Annotated in this window: 21 protein-coding genes; 7 read left to right on the top strand and 14 right to left on the bottom strand. The window is 56.8% G+C overall.

Translation table 11 applies throughout. The features are described 5' to 3' along the window. Positions 1-287 precede the first annotated feature (287 nt). Positions 288-740 carry a DUF4399 domain-containing protein gene (locus ACTRXA_RS11915; RefSeq protein WP_442427413.1) on the top strand — a complete coding sequence of 151 codons (453 nt, stop codon included), beginning with the start codon at positions 288-290 and terminating at the stop codon, positions 738-740. Between the two features lie 37 nt (positions 741-777). After that, positions 778-954, top strand: a complete 177-nt coding sequence (locus ACTRXA_RS11910; protein ID WP_442427412.1) for a hypothetical protein — start codon at positions 778-780, stop codon at positions 952-954. Between the two features lie 73 nt (positions 955-1,027). Here the strand turns inward: ACTRXA_RS11910 and ACTRXA_RS11905 are convergent, their stop codons facing one another. The 4 genes from ACTRXA_RS11905 to ACTRXA_RS11890 all read right to left on the bottom strand — a co-directional run bounded on the left by ACTRXA_RS11905 (position 1,028) and on the right by ACTRXA_RS11890 (position 5,415). Continuing rightward, entirely contained in the window at positions 1,028-1,711 is a 684-nt protein-coding gene (locus tag ACTRXA_RS11905) for an HAD family hydrolase (RefSeq protein WP_442427411.1), read from the bottom strand. 12 nt (positions 1,712-1,723) lie between these two features. Beyond that, positions 1,724-2,452 (bottom strand): signal peptidase I, encoded by a 729-nt coding sequence (gene lepB / locus ACTRXA_RS11900; RefSeq protein ID WP_442427410.1) that lies wholly within the window; start codon positions 2,450-2,452, stop codon positions 1,724-1,726. Then, positions 2,442-4,244, bottom strand: a complete 1,803-nt coding sequence (lepA, locus tag ACTRXA_RS11895) for a translation elongation factor 4 (protein ID WP_442427409.1) — start codon at positions 4,242-4,244, stop codon at positions 2,442-2,444. The genes lepB and lepA overlap by 11 nt, the downstream gene beginning before the upstream one ends. A 106-nt stretch (positions 4,245-4,350) precedes the next feature. Next, positions 4,351-5,415, bottom strand: coding sequence for a nucleotidyltransferase family protein (locus ACTRXA_RS11890; protein WP_442427408.1), 1,065 nt, complete (start codon positions 5,413-5,415; stop codon positions 4,351-4,353). Between the two features lie 195 nt (positions 5,416-5,610). Between ACTRXA_RS11890 and gcvT the strand changes: the two genes are divergently transcribed. The 3 genes from gcvT to gcvPA all read left to right on the top strand — a co-directional run bounded on the left by gcvT (position 5,611) and on the right by gcvPA (position 8,560). After that, a complete protein-coding gene (gcvT, locus tag ACTRXA_RS11885; protein WP_442427407.1) occupies positions 5,611-6,729 on the top strand; it encodes a glycine cleavage system aminomethyltransferase GcvT in 1,119 nt (372 codons plus the stop codon). Between the two features lie 73 nt (positions 6,730-6,802). After that, a complete protein-coding gene (gene gcvH / locus ACTRXA_RS11880) occupies positions 6,803-7,192 on the top strand; it encodes a glycine cleavage system protein GcvH (RefSeq protein WP_442427406.1) in 390 nt (129 codons plus the stop codon). A gap of 24 nt (positions 7,193-7,216) precedes the next feature. Then, the gene (gcvPA, locus tag ACTRXA_RS11875) at positions 7,217-8,560 is read left to right on the top strand and encodes an aminomethyl-transferring glycine dehydrogenase subunit GcvPA (protein WP_442427405.1); all 1,344 of its coding nucleotides are present in this window, start codon (positions 7,217-7,219) and stop codon (positions 8,558-8,560) included. Here gcvPA and ACTRXA_RS11870 read toward each other — a convergent pair. The 5 genes from ACTRXA_RS11870 to ACTRXA_RS11850 all read right to left on the bottom strand — a co-directional run bounded on the left by ACTRXA_RS11870 (position 8,557) and on the right by ACTRXA_RS11850 (position 12,412). Beyond that, a complete protein-coding gene (locus ACTRXA_RS11870; protein WP_442427404.1) occupies positions 8,557-9,471 on the bottom strand; it encodes a hypothetical protein in 915 nt (304 codons plus the stop codon). The genes gcvPA and ACTRXA_RS11870 overlap by 4 nt on opposite strands. 76 nt (positions 9,472-9,547) lie before the next feature. Next, entirely contained in the window at positions 9,548-9,742 is a 195-nt protein-coding gene (locus ACTRXA_RS11865) for a hypothetical protein (RefSeq protein WP_442427403.1), read from the bottom strand. Positions 9,743-9,775: 33 nt separating this feature from the next. Then, positions 9,776-10,336 carry a hypothetical protein gene (locus ACTRXA_RS11860; protein WP_442427402.1) on the bottom strand — a complete coding sequence of 187 codons (561 nt, stop codon included), beginning with the start codon at positions 10,334-10,336 and terminating at the stop codon, positions 9,776-9,778. 138 nt (positions 10,337-10,474) lie between these two features. Next, complete coding sequence (locus tag ACTRXA_RS11855) at positions 10,475-11,848, bottom strand: dihydrolipoyl dehydrogenase family protein (RefSeq protein WP_442427401.1); 1,374 nt, start codon at positions 11,846-11,848, stop codon at positions 10,475-10,477. Between the two features lie 39 nt (positions 11,849-11,887). Then, positions 11,888-12,412: a tetratricopeptide repeat protein gene (locus ACTRXA_RS11850; protein WP_442427400.1), complete on the bottom strand. Its 525-nt coding sequence runs from the start codon at positions 12,410-12,412 to the stop codon at positions 11,888-11,890. A 201-nt stretch (positions 12,413-12,613) separates the two neighbouring features. Here ACTRXA_RS11850 and ACTRXA_RS11845 point away from each other — a divergent pair, with 201 nt between their 5' ends. Both ACTRXA_RS11845 and ACTRXA_RS11840 read left to right on the top strand, forming a co-directional pair. Next, positions 12,614-12,886 (top strand): hypothetical protein, encoded by a 273-nt coding sequence (locus ACTRXA_RS11845; RefSeq protein ID WP_442427399.1) that lies wholly within the window; start codon positions 12,614-12,616, stop codon positions 12,884-12,886. Positions 12,887-12,894: 8 nt separating this feature from the next. Next, positions 12,895-13,218: a Rieske (2Fe-2S) protein gene (locus ACTRXA_RS11840; protein WP_442427398.1), complete on the top strand. Its 324-nt coding sequence runs from the start codon at positions 12,895-12,897 to the stop codon at positions 13,216-13,218. A gap of 30 nt (positions 13,219-13,248) precedes the next feature. On the opposite strand, the gene lpdA is transcribed toward ACTRXA_RS11840, so the two are convergent. From lpdA to ACTRXA_RS11815, 5 genes are all read right to left on the bottom strand, one after another. Then, the gene (gene lpdA / locus ACTRXA_RS11835) at positions 13,249-14,691 is read right to left on the bottom strand and encodes a dihydrolipoyl dehydrogenase (RefSeq protein WP_442427397.1); all 1,443 of its coding nucleotides are present in this window, start codon (positions 14,689-14,691) and stop codon (positions 13,249-13,251) included. A gap of 99 nt (positions 14,692-14,790) precedes the next feature. After that, the gene (locus tag ACTRXA_RS11830) at positions 14,791-16,917 is read right to left on the bottom strand and encodes a pentapeptide repeat-containing protein (protein ID WP_442427396.1); all 2,127 of its coding nucleotides are present in this window, start codon (positions 16,915-16,917) and stop codon (positions 14,791-14,793) included. A gap of 116 nt (positions 16,918-17,033) precedes the next feature. Continuing rightward, complete coding sequence (locus ACTRXA_RS11825) at positions 17,034-18,182, bottom strand: acyltransferase family protein (protein ID WP_442427395.1); 1,149 nt, start codon at positions 18,180-18,182, stop codon at positions 17,034-17,036. A gap of 148 nt (positions 18,183-18,330) precedes the next feature. Next, positions 18,331-19,068, bottom strand: coding sequence for a molybdopterin-dependent oxidoreductase (locus ACTRXA_RS11820; RefSeq protein ID WP_442427394.1), 738 nt, complete (start codon positions 19,066-19,068; stop codon positions 18,331-18,333). Continuing rightward, the gene (locus tag ACTRXA_RS11815; RefSeq protein ID WP_442427393.1) at positions 19,047-19,601 is read right to left on the bottom strand and encodes a formylglycine-generating enzyme family protein; all 555 of its coding nucleotides are present in this window, start codon (positions 19,599-19,601) and stop codon (positions 19,047-19,049) included. Before ACTRXA_RS11815 ends, ACTRXA_RS11820 begins: the two co-directional genes overlap by 22 nt. Positions 19,602-19,633 lie beyond the last annotated feature (32 nt).

Genomic DNA, 19,633 nt, shown 5'->3' with positions numbered 1-19,633 from the left:
TTGAATTATAACAAATTTCCCATTCGATCCTCATCCCGGACCGAATTCTTTCAACTGGCCCCTTTTGAGTGTTTTAAGCCGGGGGGGTTATCTTTGATATAGCGGTAATCTAGATAATTCAAGGATTTATTTGTCGCTGTGAGTTGATTTTGAATGGTTTTTGTTTATAATGGCCTGACTTCGTAGGAATTCGAATTCACTTCTAAAAATCGATATGATCGAGCCTCGTTTTTCAGGCAGGCTCCCAGAATAATAATCTTATCCAATATAAGAAAGGGCGCTCTATCATGAATAAAACGGTTCGTTTGGGGGTTTTGGCGACATTGGTATTCTCGATAGGTTGTGCGGCACAGGGAGGCTCCGGAGGAGGCGATACGGGCAGCATGGACCGGGTTTCCAGCAGCGGAAAGGGCATTACAATCGTTAAACCGAGAACCGCTGAGAGTGTGGGCAACAAGGTGGAGGTCTGCATTGAGGCGGACGGTTATACCGTGGAACCCGCCAAAAACGGCGTCAACGAGGGCAAGGGGCACCATCATTTGATCATTGATGTCGATCTGCCGCCGGCCGGTCAACCCATTCCGAAGGACAGCAATCACGTCCACATGGGTGACGGCTCCACCTGCAAAACCCTCGAATTGGCAGATGGTATGCACCGGATTCAGGCGCTGTTCGCCAAGGGCAATCACGTTCCTTATGATCCGCCGGTTACCGATTCCATAGTTGTGTTTGTTCAGTAATAACTTTTGAAAAAACGTTAATTCTGGGAGTCTGAAAATGAAAATTCTCACACGGGTTTTTGCAATCATGGCCATTTTTATGCTCATCGGCTGTGCTTCGAGCGGTGGAACCGGCAGCTCTTCGTCCTCCTCGTCTTCCTCGTACTCGGATGTCAAACAGTTGACCGCTGAGGATTACGAACGGCTGGGAATCAAGGAAACCAACCGGGACTGATTGCACCCGTTCGTTCCAAAAAACAAAACGCGGAGGCAAACGCCTCCGCGTTTTTTTATGCGCGAATTCCGGTTTAAAGGTGGTCGAGAAACTCCGCCAGGCCGGATACCACCACATCGGCTTCCGAAAAGTCGATGTTCTGGTTGAGCGGGTTGCGTACGATTACGCAGGCCATGCCCGCGTCCTTCGCCGCCTGCAATCCCTTGAGGGCATCCTCCACCACGAAACAGCGTTCAGGCTGCAACTCCAGTTGTTGCGCTGCCTGCAGGAAGATATCCGGAGCCGGCTTTTCCCGCCGGGTGGCCGGGGATTTTCCGAGAATCGTCTTCACCATGTGCCCGGCGCCGGCATTCTCAAGTATGGCACGGATGTCATGCTCCCAGGACCCTGAGGCAATGGCCACCTTGAAGCGTTCGGTCACAACTTCCATGAACCGCATTGCGTCGGGAAACAGCTTGATATCCCCTCCCTGGCAGAACCGCGAATAGATCTCGAACTTCTCTTCCCGCATTGCCTCGGGGGTGACATCGAGTTTCAGGTTGTAACGTTCGATCTCTCCCTTGAGGCCTTTTCCCTTGGATGTGAATTCGACCCAGTATTCATCCGGGTCGATGCTGTGCCCGTAGCGCTCGAACACGGCATTGTAGGCCTTGTAGTGGAACGGTTCCGAATCGGCGATCAGGCCGTCGAAGTCGAGGATGACGCCTTCGCTGTTCCGGGTCAATTCGGTGATGCGGGTTTTGAGATCGTTGCTCACGGTAATAAATCGCTACGGTTTGGCCAGCTCGGGGCCGGTGTGTTCATGATCGTAAACGGACAGGCCGATGCGGTCGAACCGCACACTGCCGCGGTCGCCGTTCCAGGACCAGTAGATCCACTGCGCCTTGCCGCGTACCTTGTCGAGGTCGAGGAAGCCCCACTTCCTGCTGTCGTGGCTGTTCTCACGGTTGTCGCCCATCACGAACACGTGGCCGTCCGGAATCAGCAGGGGGCCGAGGTCGTCGCGTTCCGGCACCGGTTCCAGGCTGGGCGGTTCCGTGTGGTGCACGTAGGATTCCTCCATGCGCTGGCCGTTGATGTACACCTGCTGGTGGCGCAGCTCCAGCTTTTCACCCGGAAGACCGATGACCCGTTTGATGAAATCCTTGGTCTCATCGAGCGGGTATTTGAAAACGATGATGTCGCCACGCTCCGGCACTTCCTGGAACAAAAGGATGTCCGGAAAAAACCGGATGCCGACGAACGGGATCTCGTTCGGAATGTGGATGCCGTAGCTGAACTTGGTGACCAGCAGGTGGTCGCCGATCAGAAGGGTGTCTTCCATCGAGCCGGAAGGAATTTTAAAGGCCTGCACCACAAAGGTGCGGATGAGAAGGGCCAGCACCAGGGCGATGACGATTGCCTCGGTGTACTCCCTCAGCGTGCTTTTCCGGGGTTTGGGATTGGAGACCGGGGGCGAAGCGGGGCCGCGTGCGTTCTGTTCGGTATTATTTGACATCAGTCCTCAGCACCGCCAGAAAGGCCTCCTGCGGAATTTCCACCTTGCCGATCTGCTTCATCCGTTTTTTCCCGGCTTTCTGCTTTTCCAGAAGTTTGCGTTTGCGGGTGATGTCGCCTCCGTAACACTTGGCCAGCACATTCTTGCGCAGGGCTTTGACGGATTCGCGGGCGATGACCTTGCCGCCGATGGAGGCCTGGATGGCGACCTCGAACATTTGCCGGGGAATCTGCTCTTTCAGTTTTTTAACCAGTTCGCGGCCCCGGTAATAGGCCTTGTCACGGTGAACGATCATGGACAGGGCATCGACCGTCTCTCCGTTGAACAGGATGTCCAACTTTACCAAATCCGACGCCCGAAAATCCAAAAATTCATAATCGAACGATGCGTAGCCCTTGGTCGATGATTTGAGATGGTCGTAGAAGTCGAACACGATTTCACTGAACGGCAGGGCGTACTGGAGCATGACGGTTTTGGGTGTCAGGTACTCCATTTTCAATTGAATTCCGCGGCGGTCGCGCGCCAGGTTCATCACCGCACCGACGAACTCGTCGGGTACGATGATGGTGCCCCTCAGGTACGGTTCGAGGATGGTGTCGGTGCGGTCCTGCTTTTTCAGGTTCGACGGGTTGTCGATGACCACCATGTCGCCGTGCTCCGGTTTCAGGTGAAACACCACTGTGGGCGCGGTGGTCAGCAGGTCCACGTTGTATTCGCGCTCGAGCCGTTCGCGCACGATTTCCATGTGCAGGAGGCCCAGGAAGCCGCACCGGAAGCCGAAACCGAGGGCGGCGGAGGTCTCCGGCTCGTAGGTGAACGAGGCGTCGTTGAGGCGAAGCTTCTTGAGGGCGTCGCGCAGGTTTTCGTACTGGTCGCCGTCGATCGGGTACAGCCCGCTGAACACCATCGGTTTGACGTCCTTGTAGCCGGGCAGGGGGTTGGGGCAATTGTTCTTGAATTCGGTGACGGTATCGCCGATTTTCGTTTCATCCAGTTTTTTGATGCCGGCGATGACGAAGCCGACTTCGCCCGCGCTCAGGCTGTCGATGCGTTTCGGTACCGGCGTGAACGCGCCCAGTTCTTCCACTTGGAAGGTGTGGCCGGTGGCCATCATCTGGATGGTCATGCCTTCTTTCAGGTGGCCGTCCACCACGCGCACGAGGATCATCACGCCCTTGTACAGGTCGTACCAGGCGTCGAACAGAAGCGCCTTGAGCGGCTGGTCCCGGTCGCCTTCCGGGGACGGGATGCGCTCGACGATGGCTTCCATGATCTCCTCCACGCCGATGCCCTGCTTGGCGCTGGCAAGGATGGCCTCGGTGGAATCGATCTGCAGAATATCCTCCAGCTGCTCGCGTACCATGTCCGGGTCGGCGCTCGGCAGGTCCACCTTGTTGATAACGGGAATGATGGTCAGGTTGCCCGCCATGGCCAGGTTGACGTTGGCGATGGTCTGCGCCTGGATGCCCTGCGACGCGTCGATCAACAGCAGGACGCCCTCGCAGGCGGCAAGGCTGCGCGACACTTCATAGGAGAAGTCCACGTGGCCCGGGGTGTCGATCATGTTGAAAGTGTAGTTGTCGCCTTTTTGCGAGCGGTACGGCAGGCGCACGGTCTGTGCCTTGATGGTGATGCCGCGTTCCCGCTCCAGGTCCATGTTGTCGAGGTACTGGTCCTTGAACACGCGCTGTTCGAGCGCACCGGTTTTCAGGATCAGTTTGTCCGCGAGGGTGGACTTCCCGTGATCGATGTGGGCGATGATTGAAAAATTGCGAATGTGTGTTTGGTTCATCTCGGGGTATTGGTTCGGGTGTGCTCTGGGCAGACCCGGTATTGTAGCAAGTTATGGGAAGCGCCGTATTTCTTTTTACGAAAAGGGCGGGTTCGGCCGGTGTGGTTCAACGGACCGTCTCGGTGTCTTTTCCGGAAGCCTCCATCCGGGAAGGAACCGGAACCCGTGGCATGGCCGTGTGAGGGGACAATTCTTCCGGCAGGGGGTACCGTTCCACCAGCCCGCGCAGGTATTGCCTCCAGTCCCGGAACCGGAGCTTCATCACTTCGAAATCGCGGTTGTTGTCGATGTCCAGCGTGGTTCCCGGAAAGGGAGTGACCAGGCCCATGAAACGCGTCTTGAGGCCCTTCGACACCCAGCCCTCCAGGTGGCGTTTCGGCACCCAGCGGCGAACCCAGTCCGCCACCCGGTCCAGTTTCAGGCGGGCGCACATCAGGCACACGAGCAGGCACAGGTAAAACCGGTAGCCGCGATAGCAGTCCTTTTTGAACAGCTCGATGCTGAAACGGACCACGTTCTTGATGTCGCGCTGGTAGCGGTACCGGTACATGGTCTGGATGTAATGCCGGTTCTCGATGCGTCCCGGCTTCACCAGGTGCATGTTGTTGATGCGGAATTTGTCTTCCCTCAAATGCAGGTAGGCCATCTTGATGCCGGGCTGGCCCTTCTTAGGGTAGAACGGACGCATCGCTTTCTCCGGCGTCAGCCCCAGGACGTAATCGAAATTGTCCGTGTCCGCGTGCGCGATGAAATAATCGATTTCGTGAGGTGTGATCAGCGGCGAATCGCACGGCACCACCAGGATCGCCTTGTCCTTGTGAATGGAGTTTTCGAGGTGCGATTCCGGCACCGGCTCCGGCAGGCTTTCCATATAAGCGAACCACACGTTCTCGTACAGCGACTGCTTCTGCTCGAGCAGGGTGATGGTTTTCGGGTGATTGAAGTCGATCCCGTCCCTCCGCAGGTGCTCGCGCAGTTCTTTTTTCTTGCCGACCACGTAGATGTTGCGCACCGTCCGTGCGTTCAACAGGGCGTCAATGACGTAGCTCACCACGGAGCGGTTTTCGATTTCGAGAAACGCTTTATGCTGGTGAAGGACCTGGTAGCTGTGCAGGCCTTCCCCCGCCACCACGACGGCATCGAATTGTTTGTACTGGTAAGGAACGTCCATGGCTTTTGTCAGGCGATTGGTGGTACCATTATAAATATGAAACAGAAAAACAGGGAGTCAATGTGTCCGCGCTGAAAAAAAGCGCCTAATATACTATGAATTAAGGATAAATCCAATTCCGGGTTGATCTCCCGCCTGAATTTCATTATACAAGTCGTTTTACATGCAGCGAATTTTTTGTCATTATAAAAGCACATGTCCGTCAACACGCCTTTAAAAAACACTCCCCTTCACGCCATCCATGTCCGCCTGGGCGCCAAAATGGTGCCGTTTGCCGGGTGGGATATGCCCATTCAGTACAAGGGGGTCATGGACGAACACCGCGCCGTGCGCGACGGCGTCGGTATCTTTGACGTGAGCCACATGGGCGAGGTGGAGGTCAAAGGCCCGCAATCCATGGCCTTTCTGCAACACCTGGTCACCAACGATGTGGAGAAGATGGCCGACGGCGGCATTCTCTACAGCCTGATGTGTTACGAAAACGGCGGCGTGGTGGACGATCTTTTGATACACCGCTTCAACGACAACCATTTTTTCCTGTGCGTCAACGCTGCCAATACGGACAAGGATTTTGACTGGATCGAACAGCAGGCAAAGAAATTTGACGTCAGCGTCGAAAACACGAGCGACCAGACAGCCCAGTTGGCGGTGCAGGGCAAGCACGCCGAAGCGTTGCTGAAACCCATGCTGGACATCCCGGTCGGTGACATCGCCTATTACACGTTCCAGAGCGGCAAAATCGTAGGTGCCGACTGCATCATTTCCCGCACCGGTTACACCGGGGAAGACGGGTTCGAGGTTTACCTGTCGGTGGACGACGCGGCGGCGGTTTACGAAAAAATTCTGGAGGCGGGAAAACAATACGACCTGCAACCCATCGGCCTGGGTGCACGCGACACCCTGCGTATCGAGATGGGGTATCCGCTTTACGGGCAGGAGATCGACGCCGAGCACAACCCGCTCGAAGCGCGGCTTGGATTTGTCATCAAGCTGAAAAAAGAAGCTGACTTTGTAGGCAAGGAAGCGCTTAAAAAACAAAAAGAAGCTGGATTGCAACGGAAACTGGTAGCGATCAAGATGAAGGAACGCGGCGTTCCCCGGTCGCATTATAAAATCCTGAAGGATGGCCGGGCGGTGGGCGAGGTCACCAGCGGCACCTTTTCCCCGTCCTTGAATACCGGGGTGGCTCTGTGTTATGTACCCACAGACATGGCTCAGGTGGGCAACGCGCTTTCGGTGGAAATCCGCAACCAGGCGGTGGCTGCGGAGATCATCCCTCTCCCCATGGTGCCCAGCAACGTCAAGAAAAACTGAAACAGGACGGCGTGCCGGTCCGGACAGGGATCATCCGGCCGGGTCGCGATGCAATGAATAACAGGAGGCGACAATGGAAGTCCCGAAGGACCTGATGTACACGCGCGAGCACGAATGGCTCCGCATAGACGGCAACAAAGGGGTGATCGGCATCACGGCGTTCGCTCAGGACCAACTGGGCGATGTGGTGTTCGTTGAGTTGCCGAAGGAAGGCTCCGACCTGCAACAGGAAAACACGTTCGGTGTGGTGGAGTCGGTCAAAACCGTGTCGGATCTCTACGCCCCGGCAAGCGGCAAGGTGACGAAGATCAACAAGGAACTCGAAGCTCATCCGGAGTTGATCAACCAGGAGCCCTACGGCAAGGGGTGGATTGTAGAAGTGGAGTTGAAGGATGCCAGCGAGAACAACGGCCTGCTCTCCGCCGCCGACTACGAAAACTTCCTGAAAGAACAGAACCAGTAATCCTCAAACTCCCTCTGTACTGAAATGCGCTATATTCCGCACACAGAAACCGACATTCAGGACATGCTCACCGCCATCGGCATTGGCGAGGTATCTGAGCTGTTCCAATCCATCCCCGAAAGCCTGCGGCTGGTGGAACCCCTGAACCTGCCCGCTGCACTCTCCGAGGCGGACATGGTGCAGGCCATGCGGCGGCTGGAGGCGCGCAACCTGAATCCGGACGAATACTCGGTGTTCCTCGGCGCGGGAGCGTATCGGCATTTCACCCCGTCGATCGTGAACCACATGATCCTGCGGGGCGAGTTCGCCACCTGCTACACGCCGTACCAGCCGGAAGTCAGCCAAGGTACTCTGCAGGCCATCTTTGAGTTCCAGAGCATGATCTGCATGCTGACGGGAATGGAAATCGCCAACGCGTCGATGTACGACGGCTCGACGGCGCTGGCGGAGGCGGTGCTGATGGCGCATCGCATCAACAACGGGACCGAGGTGTTGATGGCGAAAAGCGTGCACCCGGAGTACCGGCACGTGTCCCGCACCTACACGCAGGGCCTCGGCATCACGTACAAGGAAATCCCGTTCGGCGGCGACGGGCGCATCGATCTTGAGTTCATCAAAAAGAACCTAACAGACAACACCAGTTGCGTGGTCATCCAGAGCCCGAATTTTTTTGGCGTGGCCGAGCAGTACGCGGAATTGTCCGAGCTTTTGAAAGAGAAGAACACTCGGCTGGTGGTGGCGGTGGCGGAGGCCACGTCCCTTGGCATATTGAAACCACCGGGCGAACGCGGTGCGGACATCTGCGTTGGCGAGGGCCAGGCGCTGGGGTTGCCGGTGTCCTACGGCGGCCCGTACGTCGGCTTCTTTGCGACCAAGGAAGAATTCTTTCGACAACTGCCCGGGCGCATCGTCGGCGAAACGCTGGACCGCGAAGGCCACCGTGCGTATGCGTTGACCCTGGCCACGCGCGAACAACACATACGCCGCGAAAAAGCGACATCCAACATCTGCACCAACCAGGGCCTGTGCGCGCTTGCGACCACGGTGTACATGGCGGCGATGGGCAAGGACGGCATGCACGAGGTGGCGAAACGCAACCTGCTCCACGCCGATTACATGAAGAACAAACTGTCGAAGCTGAAGGATTTCAAGATTCGTTTTTCAGGCGAAACGTACAACGAATTCGTGCTGGAATGCCCGAAGCCCGCAGAGGAAGTGCGCGATCAACTGTTGCAGGAGAAGATCGTTGCCGGCCTGCCGCTCGGTCAACATTATGAAGAACTCACCAACTGCCTGCTTCTCTGCGCCACCGAGCTCACCCCGCAGGACCAAATCGACCGCCTGGCCGATCAACTGTCCCGCGTTTAATTCTCCGGCATTTTGTAACGTTTTTTGTAATCGCCGATTCGTTTTTTTGTCGTCTCCGCCTCCTCCCCGTTCACGCGCAACCAGTCGATCGCCAGTTTCTCGGCGATGACCTTGCCGATCCTTTCGCTTTTCCAGTATCCCCAGTGGCAGAAAGGAGTCCACCCCAAGAGAAATGATCCCACCCCGATGTTGATATCCGCCGTGACGGCTTCCCTGCAATGGGCGTTGATCGGGCGGATGGGGTAACCGACGATGTCGTCTTGATCAAAAATGTTCACCCAGACGCCCTGGGGGTCCTCCACTTTTTGCGGTAAGAATTTATCGAAGGGATCCGAGCCGCTATTGTGATTATAAAACCGGTTTGCGTAGAGGGCGATGGGGCTTCCCAGAGTGAAAAAATTGGTGAAGATCAACCGTCGTTCGGGTTTCAATGTATTGCGGGTGTCGTAAAAATAGTCGGATAGAATGACTGTTCCCAGGCTGTGCGACACGACGGTGAGCAGGGTGTTCTGGTCGGGGCTGGTTTGATCGGAAATCTCTTTGATGAGCTGGCCGATGCGTTCATGGATTCTGCGGTACTGGGAGTAGGGGCCTTCGTTGGGTCCCTTGCAGTAAGAGATGGCATCCCCGAAGTAGTCGATGGAAAACCGGCGACAACAAAGCCAGTCGACATCCGTGTGCGGGTCGCGGAACAACCTTTTCTTCAATTCATCTTCTCCCTCTTGAACAATGTCCGCCCACAAGCCTTCCTTGAAGATCAATGCGTCGCGGACTCCGGCCCGATGGTCCTCACCCATATACCGGAGTGCTTTTTTGAAGTTGGAACGCAGGTTCTTCTCTATGTGCTCGCTGAATCCTTCTATTTGAGAGCCGATTCCGTGAACGATGAACACCGCTATTTGTTTGTCCATAACGATCCCTCCCCGAGAATGTGCGTCCCGGATCGGGTGAACCGTCTTGCCGCCCGCCCGGGGCGCTTTGGATAGGTTATTGAACCGTGCTGACGATGATCACGCTGGTGGTGTGCAGGTCGTACCGTTGGTTGTTTGTATCATCGACCAAAACGATCCAGTCGTCCTGAATGGTTTTGATTTTGACCGGAATTTCCCGGCTCCCCAGCACGGTGACGAATTCCTGGTCCTGTTCCTTGAGTTTCTTCAATACATCCAAGAACGCACTCATTGCAACCTCCTTTCGTTTTCCATAAACCGCCGGTCAGGGACGGGTGGGGTTTTCCATCCCTTCAAGCAGGGACCCGGTGCTCTTTTTGATTTTTTGCAGGGTTTCCAACCGTTTGGTCTCCGCTTCCGTCAAACGCGCCTGACTTTTGCTGGCTTCGGACTCGGCCAGGTTCAGAGCGGCTTTCAGGACATCCTTGTACAGCTTCACGTGGTCTTCCGGTTTCAGGTTGGAGTTCATGCTCAATTCGCACAGGCGGAACAGGGCCTCCCTCAGGAACATGATCATCTGCGTGCGTTCGGCCAGGTTGACCACATCCTGGTTGAACTCCGCTTTGCCTTTGCCTTCGACCCCGGCGTAGGTGCCCATGGCTTCCAGCTTTTCGGCCAGCTTGTAAGCCACGTCCGGTGAGGGCTCGGCACAGGTTTTATAATTGCCTGCACTGTCCTTGAAAAAAAACGTGCCGCGGCGGCTGGCGTCGTAATCCAGCCAGTATTGTTTGTCGGTTTCCAGTTCGTGGTCGCGCGCCGGATCCACGAAGTGCGCACACCCCACGGTGGACAGCAGAAGGAACAGGGCGATCGATCGGCGTTTCATGACGGACTCCTAAAATTTTTTTTCCGAAACGGTTCCCGGGCGGGGAAGTTCCGAAACAGGGCGGGTGAATGGTAATGATGGGTTCAGAATGGTTCGGAAAGGCGAAAAAATCAACTAAAAATGAATTCGCCCGTGTGGTCAACCGATTTTATCGGCCAGTTCCTCGGCGGGGTAGGTGAGGATTTCGGACAGGGTGGGATGGTAGTACGGCATCTGGAGCATGTCGTAAACGGTGCCGTGGTAATACATGACCGCGGTGAGGTGGTGGATCAGCTCGCCCGCTTCCGGCCCGGTGATGTGCCCGCCGATGAGTGTGCCGTCGTCCGGACGGCACAATAGTTTCACCAGTCCGTGCGTCTCACCCAGGCACAGCGACTTACCGTGGTCGTCAAACGGGTACGACGCAGTGAGGTAAGGCCAGTTGTTCGCCCGGCATTCCTTCTCGGAGTAACCGACACTGGCCACCGCCGGGTCGGTGAACACCACACTGGTTTTCATCCGTTCCTCAAACCGTTGTTGCGCGCCGTCGGGATTCAATGCGTTGTGCGCTGCGATCTCGCCCTGCTGGATGGCGATGTGCACCACCTCGTGCATGCCGTTGACGTCCCCTACGGCGAATATGTTGTGTTTGCTGGTGCGCATGGTAGCGTCCACGGCGATGCCCCAGTCTCCCATCTTCACGCCTGCCGCTTCGAGGTTCAACCCGGCCACATTGGGCGTTCGGCCCAGCGCGTTTAAAATGGTGGAAGCCGACACGGTGGTTTCTTTCCCCTCATGCAGAAAGTGGGCACAACGTTTTCCACCCTGTACGCTGATATTCAGATCGCGCGTGCCGGTGTACACCGTCATGCCTTCTTCCCGAAAGCGCGCTTCCACCGGGCGTGCCATATCCTCATCCTGCGACGAAAGAATATGACCGCTTCGCTGCACCAGGGTCACCTGGGTTCCGATGCGCTGGAAAAACTGGGCGAGTTCCACGCCGACGAATCCCGCACCCAGCACGATCATCGAATCCGGTTGCTCGCGTAGTTCGAGTACGTCGTCGCTCGTCAGGAACCCGGCCTCATTCAAACCGGGTACGGGAATGTCGGCGATAACGGATCCGGTGGCGATGATGAAAGAACGTGCACTGTAGCGTTTCCCCCCGGCTTCAACGGAGCTATACGAGATAAACCGTGCGGGTTGTTCGATCAGCGTGAACCGCGGACTCTTCAACTGCTTGATGCGGTAACGGGTGAAGTCGTCGATCAGTTTCGTTTTGCGGTCGATGATGGCGGTGAGACTGGCGCGCGGGCTGTCGGCGGCGAGGCCGAACTCCCCGGCCCGGAGCATCAGCGCCATCACGTCCGAGGAACGCAGGATGGTTTTGGTCGGCATGCAACCGCGCAGGATGCAGAGTCCGCCCAGGGGTCCCGGATCGAAGATGGCGACCTTGGCTCCGGCGCGTTCGGCGGCGCTTGCCGCGGCGTATCCCGCGGAGCCGCCGCCGATCACGATGATGTCAAAGTCCATGACGGATGCGAATCGGTTTGGAAGAGTCGGAAAGGGACGTCACTCGAAGTCTTCCGGCGACATCTTGAACTCGTGGTAGCATTCACGCAGGAGGTCCTCCGCCGTTTCCGTCATCACCGTGTCGCCCTGTTCCTTGAACAGGTCCTTGGCGATGCGCAGGTGGTGGATGGCCTCGCGTCCGCGTTTGACCGAGTAATGCACGGTCGCCAGGTTGCTGTGGGCGCGTGCGAAGTTGGGATTGATCTTGAGCGCCTCTTCATAATGCTTGACCGATTCGTCGATCATGCCCAGCAGGTTGAGGATGAGGCCCAGGCTGTAATGCGCCATCACATCGTCCGGCTTCAGCTCCACGGCTTTCTGAAAGCATTCCATTGCCTTCACGTTCTTGGGGATCTTGCCGTAGCGGATACCCTTGTTGAACCAGGCTTTGAAGTGGGCCGGGTCCTGTTCGGTACATTTATCGTACGCTTCAATCGCGCCATCGTTGTCCCCGGCACGACCGCGCTCAAGGCCAATTTGAAACCATTGCTCCGCAGACCGCGGAGTTTCACTTTCCGTCGTCATTCGAATTCCCTTATTAGTGGATCGGGATTGCAGGATTGCAAGTCGTTGATATTCTGAGGACCCTATGCTAACTTATTACCCAACCAATTTTCAACACCCGTACCCGCAATTCCCCCACGGGGTTTCCGGTCGTTTCTTTTCAAATCATTACGCCCTTATTTTATCCGATAAACCGTAAGAATAGAGGAAGTTAGGAAAAACATGAGTATTGAACCCGGTTCCGAAGAAGAACGTCTGTTGCTGGGTCGCTGGATCCGCAAAGGACAGGACCTGATCGTCGCCTCCTCCGCCTTGGGGGACTCCTACCTGGACCCCAACGTGAAGCGCGCGGACGATGTCCAATCTCTTTCAGAAGAATATGTGCAATTTGACCACGATGTGGCTGAGAAACTGCCGCACCTCAAAGGCCGGTTCCGCTGGGACCTGGAAAAATACTTCCGCGACCATTTCGGTCCCTATCTGCCCAAGGAATAACCGAATCCATGTCCGACGTCAAAATCTCCGGGCTGGACGACACCCCGGCCGAAAACGAAGGCCGCATCATCCAGTTCAACCATCCATTCACGGAATACCCATATACCCTTGCCCTTTTCCAGAGTGCAGGCCGCTTTTTTGTCATCACCGATGCCTGCAAAATGTGCGGATCGAGCCTGGGACGGGGCTCCCTGAAAGGCATGTACGCTGCTTGCGCGAGAGAAGGTCACCCCTGGCACATCAAAACCGGGTTGTGCAAGTTCGACCGCACACAATCCCAGCCCACCTACCGCGTGCAGGTACGGGACGACGGACTCTACATCGAAATCTGAAACCGAAATCGTTGAGGCGTAAAGAGCGGGTTAACTGCGCCGCCAGGCGTGGAATTTCTGCACCCACTTGAGAAGACCCTGAGGGGCGTGCGCCTGTTTCCAGACACCGGCGGCGAACTTGTTGGCCTCTGCCATGGTGGGGTAGATGTGAATGGTGCCAAGGATTTTGTTGAGGCCGAGGCCGTGCTTCATGGCCAGCACGTATTCGGCGATGAGGTCCCCCGCGTGGAAGCCGACGATCGTCACGCCTAAAATCCTGTCTTTACCGGGCACGGTCAGCACCTTCACGAAACCGTGGTCCTCGCTGTCGGCGATGGCGCGGTCGAGATCGTCGATTCCGTAGGTCGTCACTTCATACGGGATGTTTTTCTCCTTCGCTTCCATTTCGTTCAAGCCGACCCGGGCCACTTCCGGATCGGTGAACGTGCACCACGGGATGACGCGGTAATCGACCTTGAATTTTTTGAACGGGCTGAACAATGCGTTGACCGCGCAGTACCACGCCTGGTGCGCCGCAGTGTGGGTGAACTGGTAAGGTCCCGCCACATCGCCGCAGGCATAGATGTTCTTGTGCGCGGGAGTGCGCAGGTAGTCGTCCACTTCCACCGTGCCGCGCGGACCGAGTTTCACACCGATCTCCTCCAGCCCGAATCCTTTCGCATTTGCGGCCCGCCCCACGGCGACGAGGACACGGTCGAACTCGATGTCTTCCGTACCGTTCCGGGTTTCAACCCGCATGAACGTGCGCCCGCCTTCTTTGACCACTTCCTTGCACCGGGTATTGACCCGCACATCGATGCCTTCCGCCATGAACTTTTCGCGAACAATTCGGCTGACTTCCTCGTCCTCCCGACTCAGGATGTCCGGCAGCATTTCCACCTGCGTCACCCGGCTGCCGACGCGGGCGAAGGCCTGCGCCAGCTCCGAACCGATGGGCCCGCCGCCCGCGACCAGCAGGCGTTTCGGCAATTCACGCAGATTCCACAGGGTGTCGGAGGTGAGCGGTTCCACCTGGTCGAGGCCGGGGATGGGCGGCACGGCCGGGCGCGCCCCGGTGGCGATGATGATGTTCTTTGTCGTCAGGATCTTGCCGTTCACTTCCACTTCGTGGGGGGACCGGATTCGTGCTTCTCCGGTAAAGCAGTCGACTCCCAGACGCGTGTAACGTTCGATGCTGTCGTGCGGCTCGATTTTGCTGATGACCGCCTGCACGCGCTCCATGATGTCGGCGAAATCGAAATCCGCGGTGGCGGACTTCAAACCGAATTTTTCATGACGCTGGATATACGAAAGGATCTTTCCGCTTCGAATGAGCGCCTTGCTCGGCACACAACCGGTGTTCAAACAGTCGCCACCCATCTTGTGTTTTTCGATGAGTGCCACTTTTGCTTTCAGCACCGATCCGATATACGCCGAAACCAGGCCCGCGGAGCCGCCGCCAATCACAATGAGGTTGTAGTCTTTTTTCGCCATGCAAGTTACCCGATTCATTAAAACATAATTTTCAGTGATTCGCAGGTTATGTCGCAGGAATGACGGAATCCCTTACATGAATGGATGGGGACGGGGTATTCAACGATTGGTGGCGGGGGGCACCGTACGGTGCTGGCTGGTGACGTCCGGGTTGCGTCCCAATGCCCTGATGGTAAGTACTTTTTGCTGAATGGGTGCCTGAACGAGTCCGTAAAACTCCTGGATGTTTCGGGTGACCCGGCTTCTTTCTTCCTGCGATTCATTTCCGAAATGGTGATCGACATAGAGCATGATGGATCGATTCAGGGTCCGGTCATCGATGCCGAGTTCCTGGCGGATGTCATCATCCCACAGGGCTTTCTTCCAGTTTTCCGCTCTGGAGATGGTGGGCTGCAAATTGCCTCCGGCGTCCCTCAGGTTGCGGCCGTTGCGGAAGTCGGCGAACTTGAGGTTGGCTCCGGTGAATTCGACCGAATCGAGGTCTGAATTCTGAAAACGGGAGCCGGTCAGGTTGGCCCGGTAAAACAGCGTTCCGGAAAGATCGGCACCGCTGAAATCGGTATCCAGGGCGGTGCTCTCCGTAAGATCCGCCAGATTGAGGAGAGCATAGGCCATGCTGGTGTTTTCAAATGTGACACCGTAAAAATTGTTTCCGGAAAGATCCGTCCCTTCCAGTATGGCGTGGCTGAAGTCCACATTTTCAAAATCGGTTTCCGCAAAACTGGAATGGCTGAGGTCGGCCCCTTTGAACTGCACATCGGTGAGATAGGCATTTTGAAATACAGTCTGGGCGAGATGTGCATCGTTGAAATGGATATTCTTCATTTCCGTTCGAACAAACTGGGTCGAATCCATCCGGGCTTTTTGGAAAATCGAGTCGCTGATCATGGATTCGGAAAAATCGGCACGAAGCAGGGAGGCGTTGGAAAAGATGGAGCCTTCGATTTTTGAAATATTGAACCGCGTCCCTTCCAGATCCGCGGAGCTGAAGTTGACCTGGTTCAACTGTGCCTTGGTGAAATCCGCATTCTTCAACAAGGTGCGATGAGAAACGCCTGATTGGGATGCGAGCTTTTCCGATTGGTTGCTGGTGGTGTCCGGTTGTTTGGGTGCGCCCTTTTCATTTTCAGCGTCCGGGGAAGAAGAGGAGGGTGCTGTGAGACCGTATTGAAGGCCGGATGCCACCTCTCCGCGGGCTTTCGATTTGCGGGAGTCGCTGCGGAACAGGTTGATAAAGGAAAAACCCCCGTGTTCGATTTCCGCCGGAACTGTGAATGGAGAGAAATCGCTTCCCGTCAATTTCGCTTCCTGAAACACGGAGTCGTTGAGATTGGCTCCGCGAAAGCGGGTTCCGGTGAGATCGCATTTGCGAAAACTGGATTGGGACAGGTTGGCTCCGGAAAATTGGGCGTTGGTTAGAAACGCATTGTTGAACAGGGCGTGCTTCACGTTCTGGTTGCGTGTGAAATCGGAATGCTCCAGGTGCGCAAAATCGGCGTTCATCCGGTCCAGCATGAAATTCCGGAAATTGGTGTTTTTCAGGTCGCTTTTTACCAGCTTGATGGGACCGACAAACGTGAGATTCCCGGGAACCGCCGAAACAATGAACACCGCAACCAGGACCATCAGCGGAAAAGGTTGACGGCGGAGCGATCCCCCTTGCACCTGCGTGGCGCAATGAAACAGCCACACCAGGGCCAGGCACACTCCCAGCGCCACCAGCGACCACAAGGTCACGTGCTCCGAAGCGCGGATCGACCAGATGAAGGAAAGGAAAACCAGGGGTGTCAGGAAATAAAAAACGAAAAACGTGATGGCTTTGGCGAACCAGTTGTCGAGGTTGAAAACAAATGGCAGTTTGCGCGAGGCTTCCAGCTCACAACGTTGGAGCTCGTGAATGAAGATGTGCAGGTAAAAGGTGAGGACGATCAGGATGATCGGGCCCACAATGAAAAACGTGCTGAAGTTGACGACGATGCCGCCGGAGAACGGGATCTGGATCTGGCCGGTTTCCTTGAACACGATGTTGTCCGACTGGCCGAGCGTGAGGAAACAGAACAGCGCGTAGGACATGAGTGCCAGCGCCACCGAACGGATGTTGCGCGAGATTTCGTCGTGCCGCGCCTTGATGGCCTCGAATGTGTCCTCCAGCCCCTTCGGAACTTCAGCCGGAACAGGGTCTGAATGGCTTTCGGAATCGTTTTGCGAAATCTTCGGGGAGGACATGGCGATCGCCTCATATCTTTGGCTTACCGATATCGGATTCTAGCAGATTCCGGCCGGGAATGGGAAATAGTTGGGTCTTTGCGAGAGCGTTTCTACCGGGAGAGGGCTGGAGGCATTTATGGTTTGAAAAACTGTTTGCGCAGGAACCGGCGGGCGGGGACCTCGAACCCCCGGTATACCAGCCATGCGATGCCCACGGTTCCACCGACGTACAACAGGAAGGTGGCAGGGGAGGTGAAATCGATCGCCACTTTTTGAGCAGCGAAGAAGAACAGAAGCTGAACCGGAAAATGCAACAGGTACACGGCGTATGAGATATCGCCCAGAAACGCAAGTTTGCGAAACACGGCCTCGGCTCGTTTCGAATTGTCCACCAGTCCCAGGAACAGCACGGTCACCGGAAACCCCAGGACCACCGTCCAGAAAAACCAGTTGCCGAGGGAAGCCGCCCACGGTCCGGGATGGTAGGTGAGGAAATAAACGATCCCCCAGAATGCCAGCATGCCGGCGGCCGAAAGAGCCAGCGCGGCGGGGATGCGCGGGCCGTTCTCCCGCGTGATGCGGTTGTAAACTTTGTACGCCAATCCCCCCATGAAAAACGACACCAGTCCCTCGCCGATGGTTGCTTTCAATAAAATCCAGTCGTAATAGTTGGCGTACAGGAACCAGCCGAGCGCCGCCAGCAACACCGCCGCCAGCGCGTTGCGCCGCCCGAAGGCAAACACCACGCCGAAGAACGCGATGTAGAGAAACATCTCCACGGAAATCGACCACGCCGGACCGTTGAAAGACAGTCCTTCTTCCAGCCCCCATTGCGAGACCATGAACAGGTTCAGCACGAAGTGCCGCACGTCGTTGAACTGGTACACGAAGGTGGTGTTGTGGGTGGAATGGATGAAGTACTGTGCGATGGCGACGAACAACAGTGTGGCGAGATGGAGGGGATACAGCCGAGTCCACCGCAGGTAAAGAAATTTTCGGAACCCGATTTCGCGTTTCTGGATGCTCTCCGCATACTTCCAGAAAAAGATGAACCCGGAAAGGCAGAAGAACAGGTCGACCATCACAAAGCCGGAATTGTAAAAGAACAAGAGAGGAGCATTGAAAGGACGTTCGGTTTCGAGCGACGGTGCGAACGGCGTGAAATGACGGTAATGCCACACCACCACGCCCAGGGCGGCGAGGCCGCGTAATACATCCAATGCCCAGAAACGGGCGACGGCGGGTTCCATCGCGGCAGGCGGGCGGGCCGGGGATGGGGCCACAGGGACTGGGGTCTCGGATGCGGTCGGCACGCGTCGGCAATCCTTTCGTTGATGGAAAACGGCGTTTCCATCCAGTGTAAGGGCCGGGGTGCCGCTTGTCATGTTTAATGAGGCGAATGAAAGGATGCCTGCTGTTCGGCCGCGAAAATCAGTAATCGAAAATCTCGCCGCCGGGGATGCGCCGCGGCTGTTTGCCGAACTCGAGCGGGTGATCCGTGCCGGGCAGGATGGTGCCGTCGGGGGAGTAGGGACCGATCTTGCTCCACGTGCCGTAGGTCACGCGGTCCACGTACTCCATGCGCAGGATGGCCTTGGGGTTCTTGTAGCCGTACTTGAACGGGCAGATAACGCGCAGGGGAAAACCGTGCTCGTCGGTGAGCGGCGCGTCGTTCATGTGCGTGACCATCAACGTGCGTGCGTGGCGCAGGGCGTCGAGGGAAAGGTATTCTTTATATTCGTCGGCGCAGTGGAAGAGCACGCCGACCGCCTCCGGTTTCGGTGGTGCGAGCTTCTCGATCCCGGAAAACGGGAAGCCTGTCCACACGGCGCGCGCCGACCAGCACTCGACGCACTTGAGGCGCGAGTCCATGGATTGGGCGGGGAAGGTTTTGAGGTCGTCGAAGCACAGGGTGGTCGGTCGTTCCGTCAGGCCGTCGATGTTGAGCGACCATGTGGCCGGGTCGATGCGGCGCATCGGCTGCCAGTAGTTGATGTAGAAATCGCGGTAGCGTCCGGCGCGCGTCTTGCCGACGAAGTTGGTGCCGTCGAAATAGTTGGGTTCGCTGGCGAGGGTTTTGGTTGGACGCAGCGCCGCCGCTGCCAGGGTGGCGAGGCCGCCTGTGATCCGAAAAAAACGTCTGCGTGTCAGTCGGCCGAGCGCGCGCATCGGAATCCTAAAAAGATGAACCGCGAGTCCGCCGGCAGGCGGTTGCGGTCGAAGGTTTTACTGTATTCGAAATCGAGGTGCAGGTTCCACAAACCGCCGCGCGTTTCGCGCAGAGCGCCGTCGCCCGCATCCGTCCATTCCCACACCGATCCCGCCATGTCGCGCACGCCGTAAGGCGAGACGTCCCGGCGGTTCGATCCCGCGGACTTTTTGACCACGCCGGAGTAGAACGGGTGCGGTTTGCGCCGCCCCAGCGTGTTGCCCCACGGGTAGATACGGCCGTCGGTGCCGCGCGCCGCCTTTTCCCATTCGTCGCCCGTCGGCAGGCGCGCCTTACGTTTATTGCAGTAGGCTTTCGCCTCGTGGAAAGTAACGTGCGTCACCGGATGCCCCGCCGCCCCCTCGCGGTATTCGTGCGTCGCCACCACCTCCGCATACTCCGCATTCGTCACCTCATGCTTGTCGATGAAGAAGGTCTCGACCATCACCGTGCGCGGACCATCATCATCGGTATCATCAACAGCACCCCGCACAAACTCCCCGGCGGGAATTTCGATCAGGGGGG

The organism is Nitrospina sp. P1_D6, from assembly GCF_052156615.1.
Taxonomy (GTDB): Bacteria; Nitrospinota; Nitrospinia; order Nitrospinales; family Nitrospinaceae; genus Nitrospina.
Note: the sequence above shows the minus strand (reverse complement) of the source record. Positions and strands in the feature narration are given on the sequence as shown.

What these genes read in the sequence shown, in the direction of transcription:
- ACTRXA_RS11915 (WP_442427413.1), top strand. Translation starts at nt 288, where the DNA reads ATGAATAAAACGGTTCGTTTGGGGGTTTTGGCGACATTGGTATTCTCG.
- ACTRXA_RS11910 (WP_442427412.1), top strand. Translation starts at nt 778, where the DNA reads ATGAAAATTCTCACACGGGTTTTTGCAATCATGGCCATTTTTATGCTC.
- lepB (WP_442427410.1), bottom strand. Translation starts at nt 2,452, where the DNA reads ATGTCAAATAATACCGAACAGAACGCACGCGGCCCCGCTTCGCCCCCG.
- lepA (WP_442427409.1), bottom strand. Translation starts at nt 4,244, where the DNA reads ATGAACCAAACACACATTCGCAATTTTTCAATCATCGCCCACATCGAT.
- ACTRXA_RS11890 (WP_442427408.1), bottom strand. Translation starts at nt 5,415, where the DNA reads ATGGACGTTCCTTACCAGTACAAACAATTCGATGCCGTCGTGGTGGCG.
- gcvT (WP_442427407.1), top strand. Translation starts at nt 5,611, where the DNA reads ATGTCCGTCAACACGCCTTTAAAAAACACTCCCCTTCACGCCATCCAT.
- gcvH (WP_442427406.1), top strand. Translation starts at nt 6,803, where the DNA reads ATGGAAGTCCCGAAGGACCTGATGTACACGCGCGAGCACGAATGGCTC.
- gcvPA (WP_442427405.1), top strand. Translation starts at nt 7,217, where the DNA reads ATGCGCTATATTCCGCACACAGAAACCGACATTCAGGACATGCTCACC.
- ACTRXA_RS11870 (WP_442427404.1), bottom strand. Translation starts at nt 9,471, where the DNA reads ATGGACAAACAAATAGCGGTGTTCATCGTTCACGGAATCGGCTCTCAA.
- ACTRXA_RS11865 (WP_442427403.1), bottom strand. Translation starts at nt 9,742, where the DNA reads ATGAGTGCGTTCTTGGATGTATTGAAGAAACTCAAGGAACAGGACCAG.
- ACTRXA_RS11860 (WP_442427402.1), bottom strand. Translation starts at nt 10,336, where the DNA reads ATGAAACGCCGATCGATCGCCCTGTTCCTTCTGCTGTCCACCGTGGGG.
- ACTRXA_RS11855 (WP_442427401.1), bottom strand. Translation starts at nt 11,848, where the DNA reads ATGGACTTTGACATCATCGTGATCGGCGGCGGCTCCGCGGGATACGCC.
- ACTRXA_RS11850 (WP_442427400.1), bottom strand. Translation starts at nt 12,412, where the DNA reads ATGACGACGGAAAGTGAAACTCCGCGGTCTGCGGAGCAATGGTTTCAA.
- ACTRXA_RS11845 (WP_442427399.1), top strand. Translation starts at nt 12,614, where the DNA reads ATGAGTATTGAACCCGGTTCCGAAGAAGAACGTCTGTTGCTGGGTCGC.
- ACTRXA_RS11840 (WP_442427398.1), top strand. Translation starts at nt 12,895, where the DNA reads ATGTCCGACGTCAAAATCTCCGGGCTGGACGACACCCCGGCCGAAAAC.
- lpdA (WP_442427397.1), bottom strand. Translation starts at nt 14,691, where the DNA reads ATGGCGAAAAAAGACTACAACCTCATTGTGATTGGCGGCGGCTCCGCG.
- ACTRXA_RS11830 (WP_442427396.1), bottom strand. Translation starts at nt 16,917, where the DNA reads ATGTCCTCCCCGAAGATTTCGCAAAACGATTCCGAAAGCCATTCAGAC.
- ACTRXA_RS11820 (WP_442427394.1), bottom strand. Translation starts at nt 19,068, where the DNA reads ATGCGCGCGCTCGGCCGACTGACACGCAGACGTTTTTTTCGGATCACA.